20 protein-coding genes are annotated in these 25,279 nt (G+C 73.2%); all 20 read left to right on the forward strand.

What is annotated here, in order from left to right:
• The first annotated feature begins 379 nt into the window (after positions 1-379).
• The 20 genes from V6U88_RS20300 to V6U88_RS20395 all read left to right on the forward strand — a co-directional run bounded on the left by V6U88_RS20300 (position 380) and on the right by V6U88_RS20395 (position 25,222).
• Entirely contained in the window at positions 380-1,168 is a 789-nt protein-coding gene (locus V6U88_RS20300; protein WP_334455185.1) for a helix-turn-helix domain-containing protein, read from the forward strand.
• On the forward strand, positions 1,159-1,347 hold the full coding sequence (locus tag V6U88_RS20305) for a DUF397 domain-containing protein (protein WP_334455186.1): 189 nt from the start codon (positions 1,159-1,161) through the stop codon (positions 1,345-1,347). The genes V6U88_RS20300 and V6U88_RS20305 overlap by 10 nt, the downstream gene beginning before the upstream one ends.
• 132 nt (positions 1,348-1,479) lie before the next feature.
• Positions 1,480-2,280 carry an ABC transporter permease gene (locus V6U88_RS20310; protein WP_334455221.1) on the forward strand — a complete coding sequence of 267 codons (801 nt, stop codon included), beginning with the start codon at positions 1,480-1,482 and terminating at the stop codon, positions 2,278-2,280.
• Between the two features lie 9 nt (positions 2,281-2,289).
• A complete protein-coding gene (locus V6U88_RS20315; RefSeq protein WP_334455187.1) occupies positions 2,290-3,099 on the forward strand; it encodes an ABC transporter permease in 810 nt (269 codons plus the stop codon).
• A 67-nt stretch (positions 3,100-3,166) separates the two neighbouring features.
• Entirely contained in the window at positions 3,167-4,252 is a 1,086-nt protein-coding gene (locus V6U88_RS20320) for a YihY/virulence factor BrkB family protein (RefSeq protein WP_334455188.1), read from the forward strand.
• 212 nt (positions 4,253-4,464) lie between these two features.
• Positions 4,465-5,643 (forward strand): ROK family protein, encoded by a 1,179-nt coding sequence (locus V6U88_RS20325; RefSeq protein ID WP_334455189.1) that lies wholly within the window; start codon positions 4,465-4,467, stop codon positions 5,641-5,643.
• A 177-nt stretch (positions 5,644-5,820) separates the two neighbouring features.
• Complete coding sequence (locus V6U88_RS20330) at positions 5,821-7,332, forward strand: sugar ABC transporter ATP-binding protein (RefSeq protein WP_334455222.1); 1,512 nt, start codon at positions 5,821-5,823, stop codon at positions 7,330-7,332.
• A gap of 31 nt (positions 7,333-7,363) precedes the next feature.
• Entirely contained in the window at positions 7,364-8,476 is a 1,113-nt protein-coding gene (locus V6U88_RS20335) for an ABC transporter permease (protein WP_334455190.1), read from the forward strand.
• A gap of 125 nt (positions 8,477-8,601) precedes the next feature.
• Positions 8,602-9,654: a substrate-binding domain-containing protein gene (locus V6U88_RS20340; protein WP_334455191.1), complete on the forward strand. Its 1,053-nt coding sequence runs from the start codon at positions 8,602-8,604 to the stop codon at positions 9,652-9,654.
• Positions 9,655-9,707: 53 nt separating this feature from the next.
• Positions 9,708-10,919, forward strand: coding sequence for a Gfo/Idh/MocA family protein (locus V6U88_RS20345; protein WP_442934663.1), 1,212 nt, complete (start codon positions 9,708-9,710; stop codon positions 10,917-10,919).
• Between the two features lie 508 nt (positions 10,920-11,427).
• Positions 11,428-12,576 carry an inositol-3-phosphate synthase gene (locus V6U88_RS20350; RefSeq protein WP_334455194.1) on the forward strand — a complete coding sequence of 383 codons (1,149 nt, stop codon included), beginning with the start codon at positions 11,428-11,430 and terminating at the stop codon, positions 12,574-12,576.
• A 76-nt stretch (positions 12,577-12,652) separates the two neighbouring features.
• Positions 12,653-13,564, forward strand: a complete 912-nt coding sequence (locus V6U88_RS20355; RefSeq protein ID WP_334455196.1) for an SCO3242 family prenyltransferase — start codon at positions 12,653-12,655, stop codon at positions 13,562-13,564.
• On the forward strand, positions 13,561-14,475 hold the full coding sequence (locus tag V6U88_RS20360; protein ID WP_334455198.1) for a sugar phosphate isomerase/epimerase family protein: 915 nt from the start codon (positions 13,561-13,563) through the stop codon (positions 14,473-14,475). Before V6U88_RS20355 ends, V6U88_RS20360 begins: the two co-directional genes overlap by 4 nt.
• Positions 14,476-14,510: 35 nt before the next feature.
• Positions 14,511-15,110, forward strand: coding sequence for an EboA domain-containing protein (locus tag V6U88_RS20365; protein WP_334455199.1), 600 nt, complete (start codon positions 14,511-14,513; stop codon positions 15,108-15,110).
• Positions 15,111-15,965: a TatD family hydrolase gene (locus V6U88_RS20370; protein ID WP_334455201.1), complete on the forward strand. Its 855-nt coding sequence runs from the start codon at positions 15,111-15,113 to the stop codon at positions 15,963-15,965.
• Entirely contained in the window at positions 15,965-17,173 is a 1,209-nt protein-coding gene (gene eboE / locus V6U88_RS20375) for a metabolite traffic protein EboE (protein WP_334455202.1), read from the forward strand. The genes V6U88_RS20370 and eboE overlap by 1 nt, the downstream gene beginning before the upstream one ends.
• A 37-nt stretch (positions 17,174-17,210) precedes the next feature.
• Complete coding sequence (locus tag V6U88_RS20380; RefSeq protein ID WP_334455203.1) at positions 17,211-18,704, forward strand: alkaline phosphatase family protein; 1,494 nt, start codon at positions 17,211-17,213, stop codon at positions 18,702-18,704.
• Positions 18,701-19,768, forward strand: coding sequence for a polyprenyl synthetase family protein (locus V6U88_RS20385; protein ID WP_334455204.1), 1,068 nt, complete (start codon positions 18,701-18,703; stop codon positions 19,766-19,768). Before V6U88_RS20380 ends, V6U88_RS20385 begins: the two co-directional genes overlap by 4 nt.
• Before the next feature lie 342 nt (positions 19,769-20,110).
• Positions 20,111-22,978 (forward strand): PQQ-dependent sugar dehydrogenase, encoded by a 2,868-nt coding sequence (locus tag V6U88_RS20390; protein ID WP_334455205.1) that lies wholly within the window; start codon positions 20,111-20,113, stop codon positions 22,976-22,978.
• A gap of 135 nt (positions 22,979-23,113) precedes the next feature.
• On the forward strand, positions 23,114-25,222 hold the full coding sequence (locus V6U88_RS20395) for a ThuA domain-containing protein (RefSeq protein ID WP_334455206.1): 2,109 nt from the start codon (positions 23,114-23,116) through the stop codon (positions 25,220-25,222).
• Positions 25,223-25,279: the final 57 nt, after the last annotated feature.

Consider the following 25,279-nt stretch of genomic DNA (forward strand, 5'->3'; position numbering starts at 1 on the left):
GCGCGGGGGTCAGCCGCCCCGGGCGCCCCGGGCCGTTGGCCGGGAAGACCTCCGTCGGCGCGGTCGCCCACGCCGGGCGTGTGTTGGGCGTACGCCGGGGGAGCGCGGCGGGTGGCGTCGGGCGGCGGCATCGCCAGAACCTGAGTCGCATGGGTGAGCCTCCGTCGAGGTGGGAAGGGGGCGCCCTGGACCTCGTTGTCGCCGGGCGCCCCCGGCCTGGTTCCGCCCGCCGTCCGATCCCGTGAGCGGTTCCGCTGCGTGACAGTCTGGTGAGGAGCCGACTACGGTGGGAGATCCCGCGCGCCGACGACCAGGGCGTATGGCGGCCGGTCCCAGGCGGTACGAGGATGTACGGAGGCTGTCCGTGGAACGCTCGTCCATGCTGGACCACTTCGCGGAGGAGTTACGGCTGGCCCGGGCCACCAGTGGCATGTCCCAGACCGCGCTGGCCGAGGCGCTGAGCTATTCGGGCGCCCTGGTCGCCAAGGTGGAGACCTGCGAGCGCCGCCCGAGCCTCGACTTCGCCCGCCGGTGCGACGCGGTGTTCGGGGCGGACGGGCGGTTCGAGCGCATCCAGCGACGGATCAGCCGCGAGACCGTGGTGCCGTGGGTCCGCGACTGGACCGGGATCGAGGCGGAGGCGACGGCGCTGCGCTGGTTTGAACCGCTGTGCGTGCCGGGCCTGTTGCAGACCGAGGGGTACGCCCGCGCGCTGCTGACCGGTGCCGGCCTGTTCGCGCCAGACGAGATCGAGCAGCAGGTGGTGGCCCGCCTGGACCGTCAGGCCGTGCTCACCCCCGATCGGCCGCCGCTGCTCACCGCCGTCGTCGACGAGTACGTCCTGCGCCGCCGTGTCGGCGGGCCGGAGGTGATGCGCGAGCAGTTGCGGCACCTGGTGAAACTCGGCTCGGCCCTGCCGCGGGTCCGAATCCAGGTCGTGCCGCTCTCCGCCGGTGCCTATTGTGGGGTCAACGGACCCTTCGTGATTGCCACCTCGCCACCGGGCGAGGATGTCGTCTACCTGGAGGGACAACTCCACGGACAGGTGATCGACCGAGCCGAGTATGTGCGGCAGATGGTCGACGTTTGGGAGTCGATCCGTGGTGAGGCACTATCGCAGCAGCAGTCCCTGGAACTGATAGCGGAAGTGGCGGAGACATGGACTTGACCGGCGCCCGGTGGCGCAAGAGCAGCCGAAGCAACGGGCAAGGCGGAGCCTGCGTCGAGGTGGCCGACAATCTGCCGGGTGTAGTGGCCGTACGCGATTCCAAGGACCCGGGCGGTCCGGCGCTGAGCTTCGATCCCGCCGCGTGGCGGGCGTTCGTCTCAGGCGTCGCCCGGCGGTAGCTCGCCCACCACGGCGTCGGCGCGAAACTGCCACGACACGGGCGGGCGCCGGTCGTAGGGTGGCCACGGCCTGTCGTACCCCCGGGGTAGGAAGGCCGTGGTGAACGCGGCGACGGGGGTGATCGGGTGAGCGTGGCGCAACCGGCGCGGGAGCGGCCGCGGCCGGCGTTGCCGAGGGTGCCGGCGCGGGCGGTGCTGGCGCACTACCTGACCGGCTACCGCCGCACCTGGCGGGCCGGGGTCTTCTCGTCCTTCCTGCTGCCGACGCTGACCGTGGTCGGCTTCGGCCTCGGCGTGGGGGCCTACGTCGACCAGGGCGTCGACGGGGTGCGCTACCTCGACTGGATCGTGCCCGGGCTGCTGGCCTCGACCGCGCTCCAGGTGGCGATCGGCGAGTCGACCTGGCCGGTGTTCAGCAACTTCCAATGGATCAAGACCTACTCGGCGCAGAGCGCGGCGCCGCTGCGGATCGTCGACATCCTCGCCGGTCACCTGGCCTTCGTGCTGTTCCGGGCGCTCACCGCCAGCGTCGCGTTCCTGCTGGTGACGGCGCTGTTCGGGGCGCTGCACTCGGGCTGGGCGGTGGCCGCCCTGCCGGTGGTGGCGCTGCTCTGCCTGGCGGTCGCCGCGCCGACCTTCGCGTACGCGGCGGCGGTGGACAGCGACAGCTGGCTGGCCATGCTGTTCCGCTTCGCGGTCATCCCGATGACGCTCTTCGCCGGGGTCTTCTTCCCGGTCGAATCGCTGCCCGGCGTGCTGCGCTGGCTGGCGTACGGGACGCCGCTCTGGCACGCCGTCGACCTGTGCCGGGCGGCCACCCTCGGCGTGGCTCCACAGTGGTCGGTGCCCGGCCACCTGCTCTACCTCGCGGCCTGGGCGGTGGGCGGCTGGCTGCTGGCCGCCCGGCTCTTCCGTCGCCGGCTCGTGGTCTAGGAGGATCCGGTGGTCACTCTGGTCCTGCCCCGGCTGCTCGACGTCTCCGGCACGTCCCGCCGGTCGGCCTCGGTCATCGAGCGCAACGTGGCGGCGCTCAAGTCGGTCTACTGGCTGCTGCTGCTCTCCGGGTTCGTCGAGCCGGTGCTCTACCTCTTCTCGATCGGCGTCGGGGTGGGCCAGCTGATCGACGGGTTCACGCTGCCCGACGGCCGGGTGGTGCAGTACGCCGCGTTCGTCGGCCCGGCCATGCTCGCCTCCTCGGCGATGACCGGGGCGCTCGCCGAGACGACCTTCAACTTCTTCGGCAAGATGAAGTACCTCAAGCTCTACGACGGGATCATCGCCACCCCGGTCCGGCCCTTCGAGATCGCGCTGGGGGAGCTGGGGTGGGCGATGGTGCGCGGCTCGGCCTACTCGGCGGCCTTCCTGGCGGTGATGGTGGCGATGGACCTGACCACCATCGGCCGGGCGGTGCTGGCGTTCCCGGCGGCGGTGCTGGTCGGCTTCACCTTCGGCGCGATCGGCATGGCGCTGGCCACCTTCATGCGCAGCTGGCAGGACTTCGACCTGATGGGCTCGGCGCAGTTCGCCCTCTTCCTCTTCTCGGGCACCTTCGTGCCGGCCGAGGACTATCCGGCGCTACTGCGCTGGGCGGTGGAGGTGACCCCGCTCTACCGCTCGGTGCACCTGGTCCGCGACATCTGCGTCGGCGGGTCCGGTGGGCTGTGGCTGCTGGACGTGCTCTACCTGCTGGCGCTGACCGGGCTCGGGCTGGCCGTGGCGTCCCGCCGGATGGTGGGCCTGTTGTACAAGTGAGGGGTTAACGGGCACCTTCCCCGGGGCATGTCGAGGGGGACAACCCGTTGACCACGAGGAGGGGCGAATGGCCTCCGACGACACGTCCGCCCGGGCCGGGCGCGACCGCGACGAGCAGGGCGGCGCGTCCGCCACCCAGGCTCGTACGCACGACCGGGGCGACCGCGACGCGCGGGGCAGCTGGCCGGTCGGCCCCGACGACGGGCCGGACAGCCCGACCGAGCTGCCCGGCTCCGGCTGGGTGGCGGCCCTGAAGCGCACCGTCAAGGAGTTCCAGGACGACAGCCTCACCGACTGGGCCGCCGCGCTGACCTACTACGGGGTGCTCTCCATCTTCCCCGGGCTGCTGGTGCTGATCTCCCTGCTCGGCCTGCTCGGCGACCGCGCCACCCAGGGGGTCAAGGACACCGTCAACCAGACGGTGCCGGAGGAGAACATCCGGAAGATCATCGAGGGCGCCATCGAGCAGGCGGGCGCCTCGGGCGGGTTGGCCAGCATCGCCGCGATCTTCGGTCTGCTGGCGGCCTTCTGGTCCGCCTCCGGTTACATCGCCGCCTTCATGCGCGCCTCGAACACCATCTACGACGTGCCCGAGGGTCGGCCGATCTGGAAGACCCTGCCGATCCGGCTCGCGGTGACCGCCGTGGTCGGCGTGATGCTGCTGGCCTGCGCGGTGATCGTGGTCTTCACCGGCGGCTTCGCCGAGCAGGTCGGGAGCGCGATCGGCCTGGGCTCCACCGCGGTGACGGTGTGGAACATCGCCAAGTGGCCGGTGCTGCTGCTCCTGGTCAGCCTGATGTTCGCGATCCTCTACTGGGCCTCGCCGAACGCCCGGCACGGCGGCTTCCGCTGGGTGAGCCCGGGCGGGGTGCTGGCCGTGGTGATCTGGCTGGTGATCTCCGGCCTCTTCGCGCTGTACGTCAGCAACTTCGCCTCCTACAACAAGACCTACGGCGCGCTGGCCGGTGTGATCGTCTTCCTGGTCTGGCTCTGGCTGAGCAACATCGCCATCCTGCTCGGCGCCGAGTTCGACGCGGAGCTGGAGCGCGGCCGGGCCATCTCGGCCGGCCACTCGCCGGACAAGGAGCCCTACGTCGAGCTGCGCGACGACCGCAAGCTCAAGAAGAAGCGCAACGCCGGCGGGAAGCGCTAGCTCCCGCAGAGATTCCGAGGTCGGCCCCGTCGCGCTCCGGTGCGGCGGGGCCGACCCCTTTTCTTGATCCACTCATAGCTTTTGTCCTAACGGACAAAAGTTGGCGGCAGATTGACTGAAGCTATGGACAGGGGGCACGGAAGGCTCCTACTGTGTCGGACACAACACATCGACGTGACATCGATGTGAACCCCGACGCGGAGGTGGATCCCGTGCGGACGGTAGAACCCCTGCACCTACGGCTGTTACGGCTGCTCCGCGACGCGGGGCCGGCCTCCCGGGCCGAGCTGGGTGACCGCCTCCAGATGCCCCGGCCCCGGCTGCTGGCCGAACTGGAGCGACTGGTCGGGCTCGGCCTGGTGGCCGAGGCGGGACTGGCCGCCTCCCGGGGCGGGCGCCGCTCGACCCTGGTGGAACTGGACCCCCGGCTCCGCTTCGCCGCCGTCGACCTCGGCGCCAGCTCGATCGACGTCGAGGTGGTCAACGGCCGGCTGGAGCCGGTCGCCGCGTACGCCGAGCCTGCCGACATCCGCTCCGGCCCGAAGGTGATCCTGCACCGGGTCAACGAGCTGCTGCACAAGGCCCGGGTCGACGGGGCGTACGAGAAGCTGGACGGCGTCGGCGTCGGAGTCCCCGGGCCGGTGAGCTTCCGCGACGGGGTGCCCGTCTCGCCGCCCATCATGCCCGGCTGGGACCGGTTCCCGGTGCGTGAGCTGCTCACCCGGGAGCACGGCTGCCCGGCGGTGGTCGACAACGACGTCAACATCATGGCCATCGGGGAGCGCCACGGCGGGGTCGCCCACTCGATCGACGACTTCCTGTTCGTCAAGATCGGCACCGGAATAGGGTGCGGGATCTACCTCAGCGGCGAGGTCTACCGGGGCACCGACGGCTGCGCCGGGGACATCGGCCACATCCAGGTCGACGCGCACGGCGCGGTCTGCTCCTGCGGCAACGTCGGCTGCCTGGAGGCGGTCTTCAGCGGAGCCGCCCTGGCCCGCGAGGCCATCGCCGCCGCCCGGACCGGCACCTCCCCGGCGCTCGCCGAACGGCTCGCCGCGCGGGGCGTGGTCACCGCCCGGGACGTCGCCGAGGGCGCGGTCGAGGGGGACGTCGCCTGCATCCAGCTGATCCGCGACGGCGGCCGGCGGGTCGGCCAGGTGCTCGCCGGCCTGGTCAGCTTCACCAACCCCTCGATGATCGTGATCGGCGGCGGGCTGGCCCAGCTCGGCCACATCCTGCTCGCCGAGATCCGCAGCGTGGTCTACCGCCGCTCGCTGCCGCTGGCCACCGGCAACCTGCCGGTCGTCCTGTCCGAGCTGGGTCCGCGCGCCGGCGTCGCCGGCGCCGCAGTGCTGGCCAGCGACGTCGCCTTCGGGGAGGCATCGTGAGCGCGAGGAGTGAGCCGGTTCTGCGAGCCCCGCAGTCGCGAATTGAGGTGGCGTCGTGAGCGCGAGGAGTGAGCCGGTTTTGCGAGCCCCGCAGTCGCGAATTGAGGTGGCACGGTGAGCGCGAGCAGTGAGCGGGACCCGCTGGTGACCCCGCCCGCCGACACCGTCCCGGGCGAGGTGGTCCTGCGCCTCACCGACGTGGTGAAGACCTTCCCCGGCGTACGCGCGCTGGACGGGGTGCAGCTGGAGGTGCGGGCCGGCGAGGTGCACTGCCTGCTCGGGCAGAACGGCGCCGGCAAGTCCACCCTGATCAAGGTGCTCGCCGGGGTGCACCGGCCGGACTCCGGGGACGTCGAGTGGTGCGGCCAGCCCGCCGCCTTCGCGGACCCGCAGGCCGCCATGCGCGCCGGGATCGCCACCATCTACCAGGAACTCGACCTGGTCGAGGACCTCTCGGTGGCGGAGAACGCGTTCCTCGGGCACGAGCCGCGCCGGCTCGGCTTCGTCCGGCGCGGGCTGATGGCGCGCCGTACCCGGGAGATCCTGGGCCGGCTCGGCCACGGCGAGATCCCGCCCGGCCGGATGGTCCGCGCCCTGCCGGCGGCCGGCAAGCAGGTGGTCAGCATGGCCCGGGCGCTCTCCCACGAGGCGCGACTGATCATCATGGACGAACCGAGCGCGGTGCTGGCCCACGACGAGGTCGGCAACCTGTTCCGGATCATCCGGGAACTCACCGCGCAGGGCATCGCGGTCATCTACATCTCGCACCGGATGGAGGAGATCCGCGAGATCGGCGACCGGGTGACCGTACTCAAGGACGGCCGGACCACGGCGGCGAACCTGCCGGCGCGCGAGACCCCGACCCGCGACCTGGTCTCGAAGATGACCGGCCGCACCATCGAGTACGTCTTCCCGGACCGCCCGGCCGGGACCGACACCGGCGCGGAACTGCTGCGCGTCGACGGGCTCGGCCGCGCCGGGGAGTTCGCCGACGTCTCCCTCAGCGTGCGGGCCGGCGAGATCGTCGGCATCGCCGGCCTGGTCGGCTCCGGGCGCTCCGAGCTGCTGGAGACCATCTTCGGCGCCCGCCGCGCGGAAACCGGCACCGTCCGGGTGGACGGCCGGGCGCTGCGCCCGGGCAGCGTCGGCGCGGCCGTCCGGGCCGGCATGGGGATGGCGCCCGAGGAGCGCAAGAGCCAGGCGCTGCTGCTGGGCGAGCCGATCCACCGCAACGTCACCCTGGCCACCTTCAGCCGGTACGCCCGCCTCGGTTTCACCGACGCGGGACGGGAGCGGGCCGAGGCGGAGCGGATCGCCGACAGCCTCCAACTGCGTCCCCGGGACGTGCGCCGCCCGGTCCGCACGCTCTCCGGCGGCAACCAGCAGAAGGTGGTGGTCGGGCGCTGGCTGCTCGGCGACACCCGGCTGCTGCTGCTCGACGAACCCACCCGCGGGGTGGACGTCGGTGCCCGGGCCGAGCTCTACCGGGTGATCCGCGACCTGGCCGCGCAGGGCGTCGGGGTGCTGCTGGTCTCCAGCGAGGTGCCCGAGGTGCTCGGCCTGGCCGACCGGGTGCTGGTGATGCGCGAGGGCCGGATGGTGCGCGAGGCACCCGCCGGCGAACTGGACGAGAACACCGTGCTCGACCTCGTCATGGCGGGGTCCCTGATGGAAGGCGCGCCGGCATGAACGAGCGCACACAGCGGAGCGAGGTGGCGGCATGAGCGAGACCGCGACGCCCGAGAGCCGGGCGGAGCTGCCGGCCCAGTCCCCGCCGGTCGACCCGGCCGAGACGGCGGCGGCGACCCACCAGGCCGCCGCGCCGGGCCGGCTGTCCTGGTGGCACGGCGACGGCGGCGAGGGGGCGAAGCGCAACCTCGGCCTGATCGCGGTGCTGGTGGTGCTGGTCGTGATCGGCGCCGCCACCCGTTCGGACCTCTACTCGAACCCGGACTGGGTGTGGGACAACACCCTGAGCATCCTCAAGCTGGCCTCGGTGGTCGGCGTGGTGACCGTCGGGATGACCTTCGTGATCATCGGTGGCGGCATCGACCTCTCCGTCGGCGCGATCGTCGCGCTCGCCGGGGTCTGGTGCACCACGGTCGCCACCCAGAGCTACGGCGCCGGCGGCATGATCTTCAGCGCGCTCACCGTGGGCGTCGCGGTCGGGCTGGTCAACGGCCTGCTGATCTCGTACGGGCGGCTGGTGCCGTTCATCGCCACGCTGGCCATGATGGTGGCCGCCCGGGGCCTGGCCGCGGAGATCTCCGACAAGCAGACCCAGGTCTCGAACAACACCTTCATCAACGACATCGCCAGCACCCGGCCGCTCGGCATCCCGTTGCTGGTCTACATCCTCGCCGCCGTGGTCGCCGCGGGTTGGGTGCTGCTCAACCGCACCACCTTCGGCCGGCGCACGGTCGCCGTCGGCGGCAACCCGGAGGCGGCCCGGCTGGCCGGCATCAACGTCCGCCGGCACACCCTGCTGCTCTACGCGCTCTCCGGCCTCTGCTGCGGCATCGCCGCGGTGATGCTCACCGCGCAGGCCAACTCCGCCCAGGCCGCCATGGCCAACCTGTACGAGCTGGACGCGATCGCCGCGGCCATCATCGGCGGCACGCTGCTCAGCGGCGGCCGGGGCACCATCGTCGGCTCCCTGCTCGGGGTGCTGATCTTCTCCACCATCACCAACCTCTTCGCCATCAACGGCCTCTCCACCGAGGCCCAGAACATGGTCAAGGGCGGCATCATCGTCGGCGCCGTCCTGGTCCAGCAGGTGCAGTTCCGCAGCCTCACCCAGTTCCTCGGCCGCAACCGGGCCACCACCTCCTGACCGTCCGCGGCGCGGCGACGCGCCGCCCTCCCCACGACCCACCGCACCCCGGCGGCCACCTTCCAACGGTGGCCGGGCTCCGCACACCCTTTTTCGCCACACCACTGTCACTCTTGGAGGTCGTCATGACCCAGCACAGTCGTGACCTGTCCCGCCGCCGGTTGCTGCTCGGCGGGGCCGCCGCCGGCGCCGGCGTGTTCCTGGCCGGTTGCACCAGCAACGAGTCCACGCCCACCGCCGCGCAGACCAAGGCGGCCGCGGCCGGCGGCAACGCCGAACCGGGCAAGAAGGTGGTCGTCGGCTTCTCCGCCCCGGCCGCCGACCACGGCTGGATCGCCGCCATCACCAACAACGCCAAGGCCCAGGCCCAGGCGTACTCCGACGTGGAGTTCAAGTCGGTCGAGGCCGGCGCGGACGCGGCGGCGCAGCGGGCGGCGCTGTCCACGCTCATCTCGCAGAAGCCCGACGTCATCGTGCTGCTGCCGCACGACGGCAAGGAGCTCAACGCCTTCGGCCTGGAGGCGATGAAGGCCGGCATCCCGGTGGTCAACCTGGACCGCGCCTTCCCCGACGCGCGGGCCTACCGGCTGCAGATCAAGGGCGACAACTACGGCATGGGGGTGGCCGCCGCGACGTACATCGTGGCGCAGCTCAAGGCCAAGGGCGTCAGCAACCCGGTGATCGGGGAGATCGCCGGCATGGACGAGCTGGAGCTGACCCAGGAGCGGTCGAAGGGCTTCGCCGACACCCTGGCCGCGAACGGCCTCAAGGTGGCCAACCGGCGGGCGGCGAGGTTCACCGCCGACTCCGGGCAGCAGGAGGCGAGCGGCCTGCTCCAGGCGCTGCCGAAGATCGACGCGCTCTGGAACCACGACGACGACCAGGGCATCGGCGTCCTCGCGGCGGTCAACCAGGCCAACCGCAAGGAGTTCTTCATGGTCGGCGGCGCCGGCTCGAAGAAGGCGATGGAGGACATCCAGTCCGACAAGACGGTGCTCAAGGCCACCGTCACCTACAGCCCGTCGATGGCCTCCTCGGCCGTCTCCCTGGCCCGCCTGATCGGCCAGGGCAAGGGCATGTCCGACCTGGTGGAACTCCAGGTGCCCAAGGAGATCGTGCTCGCCTCCGAGACGATCACCAAGGAGAACGCGGGCAACTACCTCAAGCTCGGGTTCTGACACACGGGGGGAGACCCACCTTGTCCACACAGCACAGTGAACTGCGGGTCGGCATGGTCGGCTACGAGTTCATGGGCGCGGCGCACTCGCAGGCGTGGCGCACCGTCAACCGGGTGTTCGAGCTGCCGGCGCGGGTCCGGATGGCGCGGATCTGCGGCCGGGACGCCGGGAAGGTCGCCAGCGCGGCCGACCGGCTCGGCTGGGACGCGTACACCACCGACTGGCGGGACCTGGTCGCCTCGGACGACATCGACGTGGTCGACATCTGCACGCCGGGGGACAGCCACGCCGAGATCGCGCTCGCCGCGCTGGCCGCCGGCAAGCACGTCATCTGCGAGAAGCCGCTGGCCAACACGGTGGCCGAGGCCCGGGAGATGACCGCAGCCGCGGCCACCGCCCGGGCCGCGGGGGCACGCTCGATGTGCGGGTTCAACTACCGCCGGGTGCCCGCGGTCGCCCTGATGCGGCAGTTCGTCGCCGAGGGCCGGCTCGGGGTGCTGCGGCACGTCCGGGCGGCGTACCTCCAGGACTGGATCGTCGACCCGCAGTTTCCGCTGGTGTGGCGGTTGCAGAGGGACAGGGCGGGCTCCGGCGCGCTCGGTGACATCGGCGCGCACATCATCGACCTGACCCAGTACGTCACGGGTCAGCGGATCACCGGGGTCAGCGCGGTGACCGAGACGTTCGTCAAGGAACGGCCGCTGCCGGCCGGCTCAAGCGGCCTGGCGGCCACGGTGGACGGTCACGGCGCGGTCGACGGCCACGGCCGGGTCGACGGCCACGGTCCGGCCACCGGCCCGGTGACCGTCGACGACGCGGCGGTCTTCGTCGCCCGCCTGGACGACGGGGCGCTGGCCACGTACGAGGCGAGCCGGTTCGCCACCGGTCGCAAGAACGCCCTCCGGGTGGAGATCAACGGATCCCTCGGGACCGTCGCCTTCGACCTGGAACGCCTCAACGAGCTGGAGTTCTACGACGCCACCCGACCCACGGCCGAGCAGGGCTTCAGCCGCATCCTGGTGACCGAAGCGGAGCATCCGTACCTGTCGGCCTGGTGGCCGCCGGGGCACATCATCGGCTACGAGCACTCCTTCACCCACCAGATGCGTGACTTCGTCGAGGCGGTCGCGACCGGCGCCGACCCGACACCCTCCTTCGCCGACGCGTTGCAGGTCCAGCTGGTGCTGGACGCGGTGACCCGCTCGGCGGAGCTGGGCTCCCGATGGACGGAGGTGGAGCCCGCCCTGGCGGCGCTCGCCGTCTGATCCAGGCCACCTCCGGCGCCGACCGGCGAGGACCCGGCCGCGGTTGCGCCCCGCGGCCGGGACGGTGTCGGCACCGGAGGGCGTGCGGCCCGGCCACCACGGCCGGCGGCGCACGCGTACGACGGTCGTCCGGTGCGGCCGGACCGGGATTCCCCGGCCGCACCGGAGGACCGTCACCACCGTCCCGGCGACCCGCGGGATCCCGGCCGTCACCGGCCGGGCCGGGCCGCCACCGAAGACGTCCGGTCGCGGGGCGCGCCGTCGCCCGTCGGCCGGACACGGGGGAGGCAGGGCCGAGACGCCGACCGACCCTGCCTGCCAGCCCCGTCCGCACGACGTGCGGGGTACCGGGTCCGGCGTCGCGCCGCCGACGTCGTCGCCGCAGCCCGGTGCCACCCCGGACGGCCGGGCGGACGGGGCCCCCGGTGGACCGGTATCTTTCCGGCGAACCATCTGATATTGATGTAGTTGAATGCAAGGGGCGGTTCCTCCCGACGGAAGGAGCACCATGCGTACGGGTGTCTGGCTGGTGGGGGCGCGCGGTTCGGTCGCGACCACCAGCATCGTCGGCGGTCTCGCCCTGCGGGCCGGGCTCACCGCGCCGACCGGTTGCGTCACCGAGCTGCCCGCGCTGCGCGGGCCGGCCCTGCCCGCCTTCACCGACCTGGTCTTCGGCGGTCACGACCTGGCCACCACCCCGCTGACGAAGCGGGCCGAGACGCTGGCCGACGCCGGTGTGCTGCCCGGCCGGCTGGCCGCCACGCTCGCCGCCGACCTGGCCGCCGTCGAGGAGGAGCTGCGCCCCGCGCCGACCGGGGGCAGCCAGGCCGAACGCGCCGCCACCGTCGTCGCCGACCTCACCGCGTTCCGGCAGCGGCACCGGCTGGAGCGGGTGGTGGTGGTCAACGTCTCCGCCACCGAGGCGGCCGCCCGGCCGCACCCCGGGCACGCCGACCCGGCCGCCCTGCGCGCCGCGCTCGCCGGCCCCGACGAGGTGCTGCCACCCAGCTCGCTCTACGCGTACGCGGCCGTCGAGGCCGGCTGCCCGTACGTCGACTTCACCCCGTCCACCGGGCTGCGGCTGCCGGCGCTGGCCGAGCTGGCCGTCGCCCGCGACCTGCCGTACGCCGGGCACGACGGCAAGACCGGGGAGACCCTGGTCAAGTCGGTGCTCGCGCCGATGTTCGCGATGCGGCACCTGGCCGTGCGCTCGTGGTCCGGGGTCAACCTGCTCGGCGGCGGCGACGGCGCCACCCTCGCCGACCCGGCCGCCAACGCCGCCAAGGTGGAGAGCAAGCAGCGGGTCCTCGGCGAGACGCTCGGCTACCTGCCGCAGGGGCAGACCCGCATCGAGTACGTCGAGGAGCTGGGCGACTTCAAGACCGCCTGGGACCTGATCACCTTCGCCGGGTTCCTCGGCACCGGCATGCGGATGGAGTTCACCTGGCACGGCTGCGACTCCGCGCTCGCCGCGCCGCTCGTGCTCGACCTGGCCCGGCTGACCGCCGCCGCGCACGCCGCCGGCCGGGTCGGCCCCCTGAGCGAGCTGGCCTTCTTCTTCAAGGACCCGCTCGGCTCGCCCACCCACTCGCTGGCTGAGCAGTGGCAGCGGCTGGTCGAGTTCACCGGGCGGCTGCACGCCGGCGGTGCCGCATGAGCGAGCGTAGCGAGCGAATCGTCAGGCGCAGCGCGGTGGAGCCTCATGGCGTCGCTGACCGAAGGGAGGCGACGGTATGAGCGACCTCGCCGCCCTGGCCGAGCTGGTCCGGGCGCCGGCCGCGCTCTCCGTACCGGGGGACGTGGTCGCCGGTGCCGCCGCGGCCGGGACGCTCGGTCCGCGTACCGTCGGCCTGGCCGGCGCGTCGGTGCTGCTCTACTGGGCCGGGATGGCCGCCAACGACTGGGCCGACCGGCGCCTGGACGCCGTGGAACGTCCCGAACGGCCGATCCCCAGCGGGCGGGTCGCGCCCGGCGCCGCGGTCGGCCTCGCCGCCGGTCTCACCGCCGCCGGGCTGGGCCTGGCCGCGCTCGTGGGCGGTCGGCGGGCCACCGCCGTCGCGGTCCCGCTCGCCGCGACGATCTGGGGGTACGACCTGGCGGCGAAGAACACCGCCGCCGGCCCGGCCGTGATGGCCGCCTGCCGGGGACTGGACGTGCTGCTCGGCGCGACCGGCGGGCACCCGGCCCGGGCGCTGCCGGCGGCGCTCACCGTCGCCGCGCACACCTTCACGGTCACCGCGCTCTCCCGCCGCGAGGTGGCCGGCGCGGACACCGCGCTGCCGCTGCGCACCCTCGCCGGCACCGCCCTGGTCGCGATCGCCGCCGCCGGCCGGTCCACCGCTTTCCCCGCCGGTCCCGCCGGGCCGGCCGACACCGGCCCCGCCGTGGTCGCCCGCCGGGCCGCCGCCGCGCTGCCGGTCGCGCTGGCCGGCTGGTACGCCGCCCGGTACGGCGGGGCGCAGGCCCGGGTGGTGGCCGACCCGTCCGCCGGGCGGGTACGCGCGGCCGTCGGCGCCGGGATCACCGGACTGCCGGCGTTGCAGGGCGCGCTCACCGCCCGGGCCGGCGCCGGGCTGCTCGGCCTGGCGGTGGCGGCCGCCGCGCCGCTGGGCCGCCGGCTGGCCCGGAAGGTCTCCCCGACATGACCACCCCGCGGCCCCGCCGGCCCACCCCGCCGCGCCCGGCTCCGGACCCGGCCGGCCGGGGAGGCCGGGACGATCGTGGGCCGCGGTTCGGCTACGGCACCAACGGCTTCGCCAACCACCGGCTGGACGACGCCCTCGCGGTCCTCGCCGAGCTGGGCTACCAGGGCGTCGCGCTCACCCTCGACCACGACCACCTCGACCCGTTCGCCCCCGGGCTGGCCCGCCGGGTCGACCGGGTGGCCCGCCGGCTGGCGGCGCTCGGCCTCGCCGTGGTGGTCGAGACCGGGGCCCGCTACCTGCTCGACCCCTGGCACAAGCACGCGCCGACGCTGCTGCACGACGAGCCGGCCCGGCGGATCGACTTCCTCACCCGGGCGGTCCGGATCGGCGCCGACCTCGGCGCGGAGGCGGTCTCCTTCTGGGCCGGCGTACGCCCCGACGCGGTACCGCCGGTCCTCGCCTGGCAACGGCTGGTCGCCGGCTGCGCGACGGTGCTCGACGCCGCCGACCGGGCCGGGGTGACCCTCGGCTTCGAGCCGGAGCCCGGGATGCTGGTCGAGGACATCGCCGGCTGGCGCCGGCTGCGGCAGGCCCTCGGCGAGCCGGAGCGCTTCGGCATCACCCTCGACATCGGACACTGCCGCTGCCTGGAGCCGCGACCGGTGCCCGAGTGCGTCCACGAGGTGGCCGCGCACCTGGTCAACGTGCAGATCGACGACATGCGCCGGGGCGTGCACGAACACCTGGAGTTCGGCACCGGCGAGATCGACTTCCCGCCGGTGCTGCGCGCCCTCACCGACGCCGGCTACCGGGGACTGGTGGCCGTGGAGCTGCCCCGGCACTCGCACGCCGCGCCCACCGTGGCCGCCCGGTCCCTCGACTTCCTGCGCGCCGCCGCCGAGGTGGCCTAGACACCGACCGACCAGCACCAGGGGAGGAGAGACGGATGACACCGGATCGACTGCGGGCCGCGCTGGAGGGCGTACCCGATCCCGACTGGCTGGCGGCGGCGCTGCGCCGGGTCGCGGCCGAGCCCCCGACGATCGCGCGGTTCTTCCCGGCCGCCGGCCGGCGCTGCGGGCGGGGCGAACTCGTCGACGCGCCGGGCTGGACCGCCGACGAGGCGGCCCGCGCCCTGCTGCTCGTCGCGCTCCCCGCCGACCACGCCGCCCACGCCGAGGCGCTGTACCGCGACGGCGACGCCGCCGAGAAGCGGGCCGTGCTCAAGGCGCTGCCGCTGCTGCCCGTCGGCGCGGCCGGGGTGCCGCTGCTGCACGACGCGATCCGCACCAACGACACCCGGCTGGTCGCCGCCGCCCTCGGCCCGTACGCCCGGCACCTGGACCCGGCGTCCTGGCGGCAGGCGGTGCTCAAGTGCGTCTTCGCCGGGGTGCCGCTGGCCGCCGTGGCCGACCTGGACCGCCGGGCCGACGGCGAGCTGGCCGCGATGCTCGCCGCGCTCGCCGCGGAGCGGCACGCCGCCGGCCGGGAGCTGCCCGCCGACGCCACCGACCTGCTCGACCGGCTCACCATCAGGGAGGCCTGAATGCGCATCTTCGACCCGCACATCCACATGACGTCGCGGACCACGGACGACTACGAGCGGATGGCCGCCGCCGGGGTCCGCGCGGTGGTGGAGCCGGCGTTCTGGCTGGGGCAGCCCCGCACGAGCCCCGCCTCCTTCGCCGACTACTTCGACTCGCTGATCGGCTGGGAGCCGTTCCGGGCCGGGCAGTTCGGCGTCCGGCACCACGCCACCGTCGCGCTCAACCCGAAGGAGGCCAACGACCCGCGCTGCCGGCCGGTGCTCGACCTGCTCCCGCGCTACCTGGAGAAGGACGCCGTGGTGGCGGTGGGCGAGATCGGGTACGACTCGATGACCCCGCAGGAGGACCAGGCGTTCGCCGCCCAGCTCGCCCTCGCCGTGGCGCACGACCTGCCGGCGCTGGTGCACACCCCGCACCGGGACAAGGCCCGGGGCGTCGAGCGCAGCCTCGCGGTGGTCGCCGAGTCGGGGATCGACCCGGGCCGGGTGGTGCTGGACCACCTCAACGAGGTCACCGTGAAGCTGGTCCGGGACACCGGCTGCTGGTTGGGCTTCTCCATCTACCCGGACACCAAGATGTCCCCGCCCCGGATGGTGGAGCTGCTGCGCACGTACGGCGCCGAGCGGGTGCTGGTCAACTCCGCCGCCGACTGGGGACGCTCGGATCCGCTGCTGACCCGGGCCACCGGCGAGGCGATGCTGCTGGCCGGGTTCACCGACGACGACGTCGACCGGGTGCTCTGGCGCAACCCGGTGGAGTTCTACGGGCAGTCCGGCCGGCTCGACCTGACCGACCTGGACGCCGCGTCCGCCGGCACCTTCGCCGGGAACTCGATCCTGCGCGGCGGCGACTGATGCGGCTGCGGCACGCCGACGGCAGCACCGTCCACCTCGGCTACTGCACCAACGTGCACCCCGCCGAGGACGCCGCCGGCATCCTCGCCCAACTGGACACCCACGCCGAACCGGTGCGCGAGGCGCTGGGCGCCGACCTGCTCGGGCTCGGCCTCTGGCTGGCCGCGCCGGTCGCCGCCGAGCTGGCCGCCGACCCGGCCGCCCGCCGCCGGCTGCGGGCCGAGCTGACCCGCCGGGGGCTGGAGGTGGTCACCCTCAACGGCTTCCCGTACGCGGCCTTCCAGGCCCCCGTGGTCAAGGGCGCCGTCTACCGGCCGGACTGGACCACCGACGCCCGGCTGCGCTACACCCTCGACCTGGCCCAGGTGCTGGCCGACCTGCTCCCCGACGACGCGGCCCGCGGCTCGGTCTCCACCCTGCCGCTGGCCTGGCGGCACCCCTGGGACGCCGCCCGCGCCGACGCCGCCCGCCGCCGGCTGGACGACCTCGCCGCCGGGCTCGCCACGATCGAACGGGAGACCGGCCGCCCGGTGCGGGTCGGCTTCGAACCGGAGCCGGGCTGCGTGGTCGAGCGCACCGGGCAGGCCGTCACCGCGCTGGCCGGCGTGGACAGCGACCGGCTCGGCGTCTGCCTGGACCTGGCGCACCTCGCCTGCGCCTGGGAGGAGCCGGCCGAGGCGCTGGCCCGGCTGCGCGCCGCCGGGCTCCCGGTGGTCAAGGTGCAGGTCTCCGCCGCCCTGGAGGCCGCCCAGCCGCAGCGCGCCGCCGACGCGCTGGCGCGCTGGGTGGAGCCCCGTTTCCTGCACCAGACCCGGGCTGCTGGCTGCGCCCACGCCGCCGACCCGGCCGACCCGGCGTACGCCGCCGACGACCTGGACGGCGCGCTGGCCGACCGGCCGCCGGGGCCGTGGCGGGTGCACTACCACGTGCCGCTGCACGCCCCGCCCGAGCCACCGCTGACCTCCACCGTGCCGGTGCTGCGCGCCGCGCTGGCCGAGCTGTTCGCCGGTCCCGCCGCCGGCTGTGACCACCTCGACGTCGAGACGTACACGTGGGGGGTGCTGCCGGCGGCGCGCCGGCCGCGCACCGACGCCGAGCTGGCCGCCGGCATCGCCGCCGAGGTGGCCTTCGCCCGCGACGAGCTGGTCGCGCTCGGCCTGACGCCGGCGGACCGACCCGTCCCGACGACCGGAGGGGTACGACGATGAGTCAACGAGTGACCGACCGACATTCCGAGGTGCCGGCATGAGCCGTCGACTGGTGGTGCTGGACGTGGTCGGGTTGACCCCACGGCTGCTGGCGCACATGCCCCGGCTGCGCGCGGTCGCCGACGAGGGGTTCGTCGCCGGCCTGGGCACGGTGCTGCCCGCGGTGACCTGCTCGGTGCAGGCGACCCTGCTCACCGGGGAGCCGCCCGCCGGGCACGGGATCGTGGGCAACGGCTGGTACTTCCGGGACCTCGGCGAGGTGCTGCTGTGGCGGCAGCACCACGCGCTGGTCGGCGGGGAGAAGCTCTGGCAGGCCGCCCGCCGGGCCGAACCGGGCTACACGGTGGCCAACGTCTGCTGGTGGTACGCCATGGGCGCGGACGTCAACTGGACGGTCACCCCGCGCCCGGTCTATCACGCCGACGGCCGCAAGGAGCCGGACTGCTGGACCGACCCGCCGGAGCTGCGCGACAGGCTCACGACCGCGTTGGGCACCTTCCCGCTCTTCACCTACTGGGGACCCGGCGCCGGGCTGCCCTCCTCGGCGTGGATCTGCCGGGCCGCCGAGCAGATCCTCGCCGAGCACGCACCGGACCTCACCCTGGTCTACGTCCCGCACCTCGACTACGACCTGCAACGCTTCGGCCCGTCCTCGCCCCGGGCCGCCGCCGCGGCGGCGGAGCTGGACGCGGTGCTCGGCCCGCTGCTGGACGCCGCCCGGGCGCGCGACGCCACCGTGGTGGCGCTGTCGGAGTACGGCATCACCGACGTCTCCCGGCCGGTGGACGTCAACCGGCTGCTGCGCGCCGAGGGGCTGCTGCGGGTCTACACCCAGGCCGGGATGGAGTACCTGGACCCGTGGACGTCGCGGGCCTTCGCCGTGGCCGACCACCAGGTGGCCCACGTCTACGTCCGGGACCCGGCCGACGTGCCGACGGTGGCGAAGCTCTGCGCCGGCCTGCCCGGGGTTGCCGAGGTGCTCGACGCCGACGGCAAGGCGGCGGCCGGGCTGGACCATCCGCGCGCCGGTGAGCTGGTGCTGGTGGCCGAACCGGACGCCTGGTTCACGTACTACTACTGGCTCGACGACGCCCGCGCCCCGGACTTCGCCCGGCTGGTGGAGATCCACCGGAAACCGGGGTACGACCCGGCCGAGCTGTTGTTCGACCCGGCGGCGCCGGGGGCGGCGAAGCGTCGGGCGGCGGTCGCGCTGGCCCGCAAGAAGCTCGGCATGCGGTACCTGATGAGCGTGGTCGGGCTGGACGCCGGGGCGCGGGCGATCCGGGGCTCGCACGGGCGGCTCCCCGCCGACCCGGCGGACGCCCCGGTGCTGCTCTGCTCCGATCCGGCCGCCGCCCGGGACCGGCTCGCGGCCACCGAGGTGAAGGCGCTGCTGCTGGAGCTGGCCGGGCTGGCCCCGCCGGCGTCCCCGGCCGGCGCGGCGCCGGTGCCGTCCCCGGCCGGGTCCGGTGTGCTCGGGCGACCGTCCGGTCCGGCCGGGCCGCCTCCGGACTCGGGGGACCGGCGGTGACCGTCACCGCCGCGCCGACCGACACCAGCGGGTTGCGGGCGCGGTTCGACGCCGAACTGATGGCCTTCCTGGACCGGCAGGGGCCGGACTGGCCGGACGGCGCGCCGCGCGGCATCTTCGCTGCCCTGCACCGGTTCGTGCTGGCCGGCGGGAAGCGGCTGCGCCCGCTCTTCTGCTACTGGGGCTGGCGCGGCGCCGGGGGCGGGGACGACCGGCCGATCGTGGTCGCCGCGGCGGCGCTGGAGCTGTTCCACGCGTTCGCGCTGATCCACGACGACATTCTCGACGGCAGCGACCGGCGCCGGGGTGCGCCGTCGGTGCACCGGCTCTTCGCCGACCTGCACACCCGGTCCGCCTGGCGCGGCGACCCGGAGGCGTACGGGCGGAACACCGCGCTGCTCTGTGGCGACCTCTGCGCCGCCTGGTCGGACCAGATGTTCCACGAGTGCGGGCTGAGCACCGCGCAGGTCTGCCGGGGGTACGCGGTCTTCGCCCGGATGCGGACCGAGGTGATCGCGGGGGAGTACCTGGACCTGGTTTCCGGCGTCGGTGACGGCTCGGTGGCCAGCGCGCTCACCGTGATCCGGATGAAGGCCGCCCGGTACACGGTCACCCGCCCGCTGCAGATCGGCGCGGCGCTGGCCGGTGGCGAGCCGGAGCTGGTCGCCGCGCTCACCGACTTCGGCGACCCGCTCGGCGACGCGTTCCAGCTCCGTGACGACGTGCTCGGCGTCTTCGGTGACCCGGCGGTGACCGGCAAGTCCGTCCTGGACGACCTGCGGGAGGGCAAGCCCACGGTGATGATGGCGCTGGCCCGGGACGCCGCCGACCGGGCGCAGAGCGCCCGGCTGCGCGACCTGTTCGGCAATCCCGGCCTGGACGCCGACGGGGCGGCCGAGCTGCGGGCGATCATCGAGGCGACCGGGGCGCGGGAGCAGATCGAGCGGCTGATCCTGCTGCGCGCGGAGGCCGCCCGGGCCGCGCTGGACCGGTTGCCGTTGCAGGAGCCGGCGCTGGCGGCGCTGGCCGGGCTGGCCGACCAGGCGGTGCGCCGCCGGAGCTGACGGCGGTACGCGCGACGGCCCACCGGGGCCTTCCCTCGCCGTGTCCGCCAACTTTCAGCCAATCGAACAAAAGTTTGCGTTCGTGGGGCAGAAGGTATGGACAGCAAAATTCACAAGCCTTAATGTTCGTGGCATCACGAACCTGTTTCGTCGAGGTGAACCGGCGGCGCGGTAACCCATCGACTGGTGGCCTCCGGGCGCGCGGTCCCCCCGCCCCGACCGGTGGTCACGGCCGGTCCGGCGCCGCCCGGATCGGCCCTGCCGTACCCCCCGTACCCGGCATCCGGCGCGACGGCGCGCGCCCCACCCTGGCAGTCACTCGTCAGGAAGGGACAGCAGAGCATGTCCATGAAGGACACACCCACCCACCGCTCCCCACGATGGTTTTCCGCCGCATCCGCCCTGCTCCTGGTGGCGGCCGTCGGCACGGTCACCCTCACCGCCGGTCCGACCGCCCTCGGCGGCCCGGCGCCGGCCTCCGCCCACCCCATCACCGCCACCGACTTCCAGCAGGTCACCCTCGCCAAGGGCGTCGCCGAGGTCGGCGAGCCGATGACGATCGCCGTGCTGCCGGACCGCTCGGTCGTGCACACCGCCCGCAACGGCACCGTGCGGCGGACCGACGCCAACGGCACCACCTCGGTGATCGGCACCCTGTCGGTCTACACCCACGACGAGGAGGGGTTGCAGGGCGTCGGCGTCGACCCGAACTTCGCCAGCAACCGGCACATCTACCTGTACTACGCCCCGCCGCTGTCCACCCCGTCCGGCGACGCGCCGGCCACCGGCAGCGACTTCTCCGCCTGGCAGGGCGTCAACCGGCTCTCCCGCTACACGCTCAACAGCGACTTCACCCTGAACACCGCCAGCAAGGTCGACATCCTCGACGTGCCGGCCGACCGGGGCATCTGCTGTCACGTCGGTGGCGACATCGACTTCGACGCCGCCGGCAACCTCTACCTCTCCACCGGCGACGACACCAATCCGTTCGACTCGTCCGGCTACGCCCCGCTCGACGAGCGCACCAACCGCAACCCGGCCTACGACGCCCAGCGCAGCTCGGCCAACACCAACGACCTGCGCGGCAAGATCCTGCGGATCAAGGTGAACGCCAACGGGACGTACTCCATCCCGTCGGGCAACATGTTCGTCGACTCCGACCCGAAGACCCGCCCCGAGATCTACGCGATGGGCTTCCGCAACCCGTTCCGGATGAGCGTCGACAAGACCACCGGCATCGTCTACGTCGGCGACTACGGCCCGGACGCCGGCACCACCAGCAGCCGCGGCCCGAGCGGCCAGGTCGAGTTCAACCGGATCACCGGGCCGGGCAACTACGGCTGGCCGTACTGCACCGGCACCAACACGGCCAACGAGACGTACGCCGAGTGGGACTTCGCCAACAACACGGCCGGCGCCAAGTACAACTGCACCGGCGGGCCGACCAACAACTCGTTCCGCAACACCGGCCTGACCACCCTCCCGGGCGCCAAGGCGGCCTGGATCCGGTACGCCGGCGACGCCGGCAGCCCGCCGGAGTTCGGCGGCGGTTCCGAGTCGCCGATGGCCGGCCCGGTCTACCGGTACAACGCCTCGTCGACCTCCACCACCAAGTTCCCCCAGTCGTTCGACGGGCAGTTCTTCGCCGGTGAGCTGGGCCGGGGCTGGATCAAGCCGATCCACCTCAACGCCGACGGCAGCCCGGGCACCATCGACACGTTCCCGTGGAACGGCAAGCAGGTCATGGACATGGCGTTCGGGCCCGACGGCGCGCTCTACGTCCTCGACTACGGGACCGGCTACTTCAACGGCGACGCGAACTCCGCGCTCTACCGGTACGACTACATCGCCGGCGGCAACGCCGCGCCGACCGCGGTCGCCACGGCGGACAAGACCTCCGGCGCGGCCCCGTTGACGGTGAACTTCTCCTCCGCCGGTTCGTCGGACCCCGAGGGTGGTGCGCTGACCTACTCGTGGAACTTCGGCGACGGCACCACCTCGACGGCGGCGAACCCCAGCAAGACCTACACCACCAACGGCACCTACACCGTCACGCTGACCGTCAAGGACCCGCAGAACGCCACCGGCACGGCGAACGTGCAGATCGGGGTCGGCAACACCGCCCCGACGGTCACCATCACCAACCCGGGCAACGGTCAGCTGTTCAACTACGGCGACACCGTGCCGTTCAGCATCACCGTCACCGACCCGGAGGACGGCACCATCGACTGCACCAAGGTCAAGATGACCTACGTGCTGGGCCACGACAGCCACGGTCACCAGATCACCTCGAAGACCGGCTGCTCCGGCTCGATCACCATCCCGGTCGACGGTGAGCACGACGACGCGGCGAACATCTTCGCGATCTTCGACGCCGAGTACACCGACGCGGGCGGGCTGACCACCCACAAGCAGCACACCCTCCAGCCGAAGAAGCGCCAGGCGGAGCACTACAAGACCTCCTCCGGCATCGCCCAGTACAGCAAGGCGACGGCCGAGGGCGGGAAGACCGTCGGGAGCATCGACAACGGCGACTGGATCGCGTTCGAGCCGTACAAAATCAACAACGTGACGTCGTTCACCGCCCGGGTCTCCTCCGGCGGCGCCGGCGGCACGCTGCAGGTGCGGGCCGGTTCGGCCACCGGCACCGTGCTCGGTTCGGCCACCGTGCCGGTCACCGGCTCCTGGGAGACGTTCCAGAACGTCACCGGCACCATCTCCAGCCCGCCGGCCGGCACGACCACCCTCTACCTCACCTTCGCCGGTGGGGCGGGAGCGCTCTTCGACGTGGACTCGTTCACGTTCACCACGGGCACCGGTGGTGGCGGCGGCACCGGGCCGATCGTCGGGCTCGCCGGCAAGTGCCTCGACGTGCGCAACGCGGCGACCGCCGACGGCACCCAGATCCAGATCTACACCTGCAACGGCACCACGGCGCAGACCTGGACGGTGACCCCGAACAGCACCGTCAAGGCGCTGGGCAAGTGCCTGGACGTCTCCGGTGGCGGCTCGGCCGACGGTACGAAGATCCAGCTCTGGACGTGCAACGGCTCCGGCGCGCAGAACTGGTCCGCGCAGGCGGACGGCACGCTGAAGAACCCGCAGTCGGGCAAGTGCCTGGACGTCTCGGGTAACAACTCCGCCGACGGCACGGCGGTGCACCTGTGGACCTGCCACACCGGCGCCAACCAGAAGTGGACCCTGCCCTAACCGCACGCCAGGGGCCCCCGGTCCACGCCCCGCGTCGCGCCGGGGGCCCCGCCCACCCCGCTCAGCCCGCCAGCCCGCAACCCCGCAACCCGCAGCCCGCGGCCCTCCGCCGGCAGCACCAGTCAGGAGAGCGACATGCGCAGACTCCTCCGACCCGTCCTCGGCGCGGCCACCGCCGTCCTCGCCGCCATCGCCTGCACCGTCCCCGCCACCCCGGCGTCCGCCGCCGACGCCCCGTACGACGTGCTGGTCTTCTCCAAGACCGCCGGGTTCCGGCACGACTCCATCGCGGTCGGCACCCAGGCCATCCGGGACCTCGGCGCGGCCAACAGCTTCACCGTCACCGCCACCGAGGACGCCGCCGCGTTCACCACCGGCAACCTGGCCCAGTACGAGGCGGTGGTCTTCCTCAACACCACCGGTGACGTGCTCAACGCCAGCCAGCAGACCGCCTTCGAGTCGTACATCGGCTCCGGCGGCGGGTACGTCGGGGTGCACTCCGCCGCCGACACCGAGTACGGCTGGTCCTTCTACGGCAACCTGGTCGGGGCGTACTTCGCCTCGCACCCGGCCATCCAGCAGGCCAACGTCAAGGTGGAGCACCGGGGGCACGCGGCCACCGCGCACCTGCCGCAGACCTGGACCCGCACCGACGAGTGGTACAACTACCAGACCAACGCCCGCTCCACCGCCCGGGTGCTGGCCACCCTGGACGAGTCGTCGTACTCCGGCGGCTCGATGGGCGCGGACCACCCGCACTCCTGGTGCAAGACCTACAGCGGCGGCCGGGCCTTCTACACCGGCGGCGGGCACACCCAGGCGTCGTACTCGGAGCCCGCGTTCCGGGCACACCTGCTCGGCGGCATCCGCTACGCCGCCGGCCGGAGCAAGGCCGACTGCCGGCCGGAGACCGGCTACACCGCGCTCTACAACGGCTCCACCACCGGCTGGTCGCAGGCCGGGCCGGGCAGCTTCACCAACGCCGACGCCACGCTCACCTCGGTCGGCGGGATGGGGCTCTACTGGTACAGCGCGAAGCAGTTCACCAACTACTCGCTCAAGCTGGACTGGAAGCTCGCCGGCGACGACAACTCCGGGGTCTTCATCGGCTTCCCGCCGTCGACCGACCCCTGGTCCGCGGTCAACAACGGCTACGAGATCCAGATCGACGCCACCGACGCGGCCGACCGCACCACCGGCGCGGTCTACACCTTCAAGTCCGCGGACATCGCCGCCCGGGACGCGGCGCTGAACCCGCCGGGCGAGTGGAACACCTACGAGCTGCTGGTCGAGGGCGAGCGGCTCCAGGTATTCCTCAACGGCGTGAAGATCAACGACTTCACCAACATCAACCCGGCCCGCTCGCTCGCCGGGCACATCGGCCTGCAGAACCACGGCACCGGCGACGACGCCTCGTTCCGCAACATCCGGATCAAGGAACTGGGCTCCACCCCGCCGGGCGGCAACACCACCGTCCAGGCCGAGTCGTTCAGCTCGGCCAGCGGGGTCACCCCGTTCACCAAGGCCGGCGCGAACGGCGGGCAGACCCTCGGCTACATCGACCCGGGTGACTGGTCGGCGTACAACGGGGTCGACCTGACCGGCGTGACGTCGTTCAAGGCGCGGGTCGTCTCCGGCGGGCCCGGCGGCACCATCCAGGTGCGCACCGGCTCCACCACCGGCACCGTCCTCGGCTCGGTCGCGGTGCCCAACACCGGCAGCTGGACGACGTACGCCGACGTCACGACGAACCTCACCGGGGTGCCGTCGGGCACGCAGAACCTCTACCTGACCTACACCGGCTCGGGTACCGGGCTCTTCGACGTGGACGACTTCACCCTGGTGAAGGGGTCCGGCACCGGCGGGACCGGCCCGATCAAGGGCCTGGCCGGGAAGTGCCTGGACGTGCGCAGCAGCGGCACCGCCGACGGCACCCAGATCCAGATCTACACCTGCAACGGCTCCGGGGCGCAGACCTGGACGGTGAGCCCGAACTCGACGGTCAAGGCGCTGGGCAAGTGCCTGGACGTCTCCGGTGGCGGCTCGGCCGACGGTACGAAGATCCAGCTCTGGACGTGCAACGGTTCCGGCGCGCAGAACTGGTCCGCGCAGGCGGACGGCACGCTGAAGAACCCGCAGTCCGGCAAGTGCCTGGACGTCTCGGGTAACAACTCCGCCGACGGCACGGCCGTGCACCTGTGGACCTGCCACACCGGCGCCAACCAGAAGTGGACCCTGCCCTGACAGTGAGGATGTAGGAGCGGTCACCCGGCTGTCTGACCCTTGCCCTGACCGACGGTT

Origin of the sequence: Micromonospora sp. CPCC 205739 (assembly GCF_036906795.1) — a bacterium.
GTDB lineage: Bacteria > Actinomycetota > Actinomycetes > Mycobacteriales > Micromonosporaceae > Micromonospora.

Excerpts from the sequence above, each read along its gene's own strand:
- V6U88_RS20345 (WP_442934663.1), top strand. The coding sequence starts at position 9,708 with ATGGTCGGCTACGAGTTCATGGGCGCGGCGCACTCGCAGGCGTGGCGC.
- V6U88_RS20300 (WP_334455185.1), top strand. The coding sequence starts at position 380 with ATGCTGGACCACTTCGCGGAGGAGTTACGGCTGGCCCGGGCCACCAGT.
- V6U88_RS20305 (WP_334455186.1), top strand. The coding sequence starts at position 1,159 with ATGGACTTGACCGGCGCCCGGTGGCGCAAGAGCAGCCGAAGCAACGGG.
- V6U88_RS20340 (WP_334455191.1), top strand. The coding sequence starts at position 8,602 with ATGACCCAGCACAGTCGTGACCTGTCCCGCCGCCGGTTGCTGCTCGGC.
- V6U88_RS20355 (WP_334455196.1), top strand. The coding sequence starts at position 12,653 with ATGAGCGACCTCGCCGCCCTGGCCGAGCTGGTCCGGGCGCCGGCCGCG.
- V6U88_RS20320 (WP_334455188.1), top strand. The coding sequence starts at position 3,167 with ATGGCCTCCGACGACACGTCCGCCCGGGCCGGGCGCGACCGCGACGAG.
- eboE (WP_334455202.1), top strand. The coding sequence starts at position 15,965 with ATGCGGCTGCGGCACGCCGACGGCAGCACCGTCCACCTCGGCTACTGC.
- V6U88_RS20370 (WP_334455201.1), top strand. The coding sequence starts at position 15,111 with ATGCGCATCTTCGACCCGCACATCCACATGACGTCGCGGACCACGGAC.
- V6U88_RS20350 (WP_334455194.1), top strand. The coding sequence starts at position 11,428 with ATGCGTACGGGTGTCTGGCTGGTGGGGGCGCGCGGTTCGGTCGCGACC.
- V6U88_RS20380 (WP_334455203.1), top strand. The coding sequence starts at position 17,211 with ATGAGCCGTCGACTGGTGGTGCTGGACGTGGTCGGGTTGACCCCACGG.
- V6U88_RS20390 (WP_334455205.1), top strand. The coding sequence starts at position 20,111 with ATGTCCATGAAGGACACACCCACCCACCGCTCCCCACGATGGTTTTCC.
- V6U88_RS20360 (WP_334455198.1), top strand. The coding sequence starts at position 13,561 with ATGACCACCCCGCGGCCCCGCCGGCCCACCCCGCCGCGCCCGGCTCCG.
- V6U88_RS20365 (WP_334455199.1), top strand. The coding sequence starts at position 14,511 with ATGACACCGGATCGACTGCGGGCCGCGCTGGAGGGCGTACCCGATCCC.
- V6U88_RS20395 (WP_334455206.1), top strand. The coding sequence starts at position 23,114 with ATGCGCAGACTCCTCCGACCCGTCCTCGGCGCGGCCACCGCCGTCCTC.
- V6U88_RS20335 (WP_334455190.1), top strand. The coding sequence starts at position 7,364 with ATGAGCGAGACCGCGACGCCCGAGAGCCGGGCGGAGCTGCCGGCCCAG.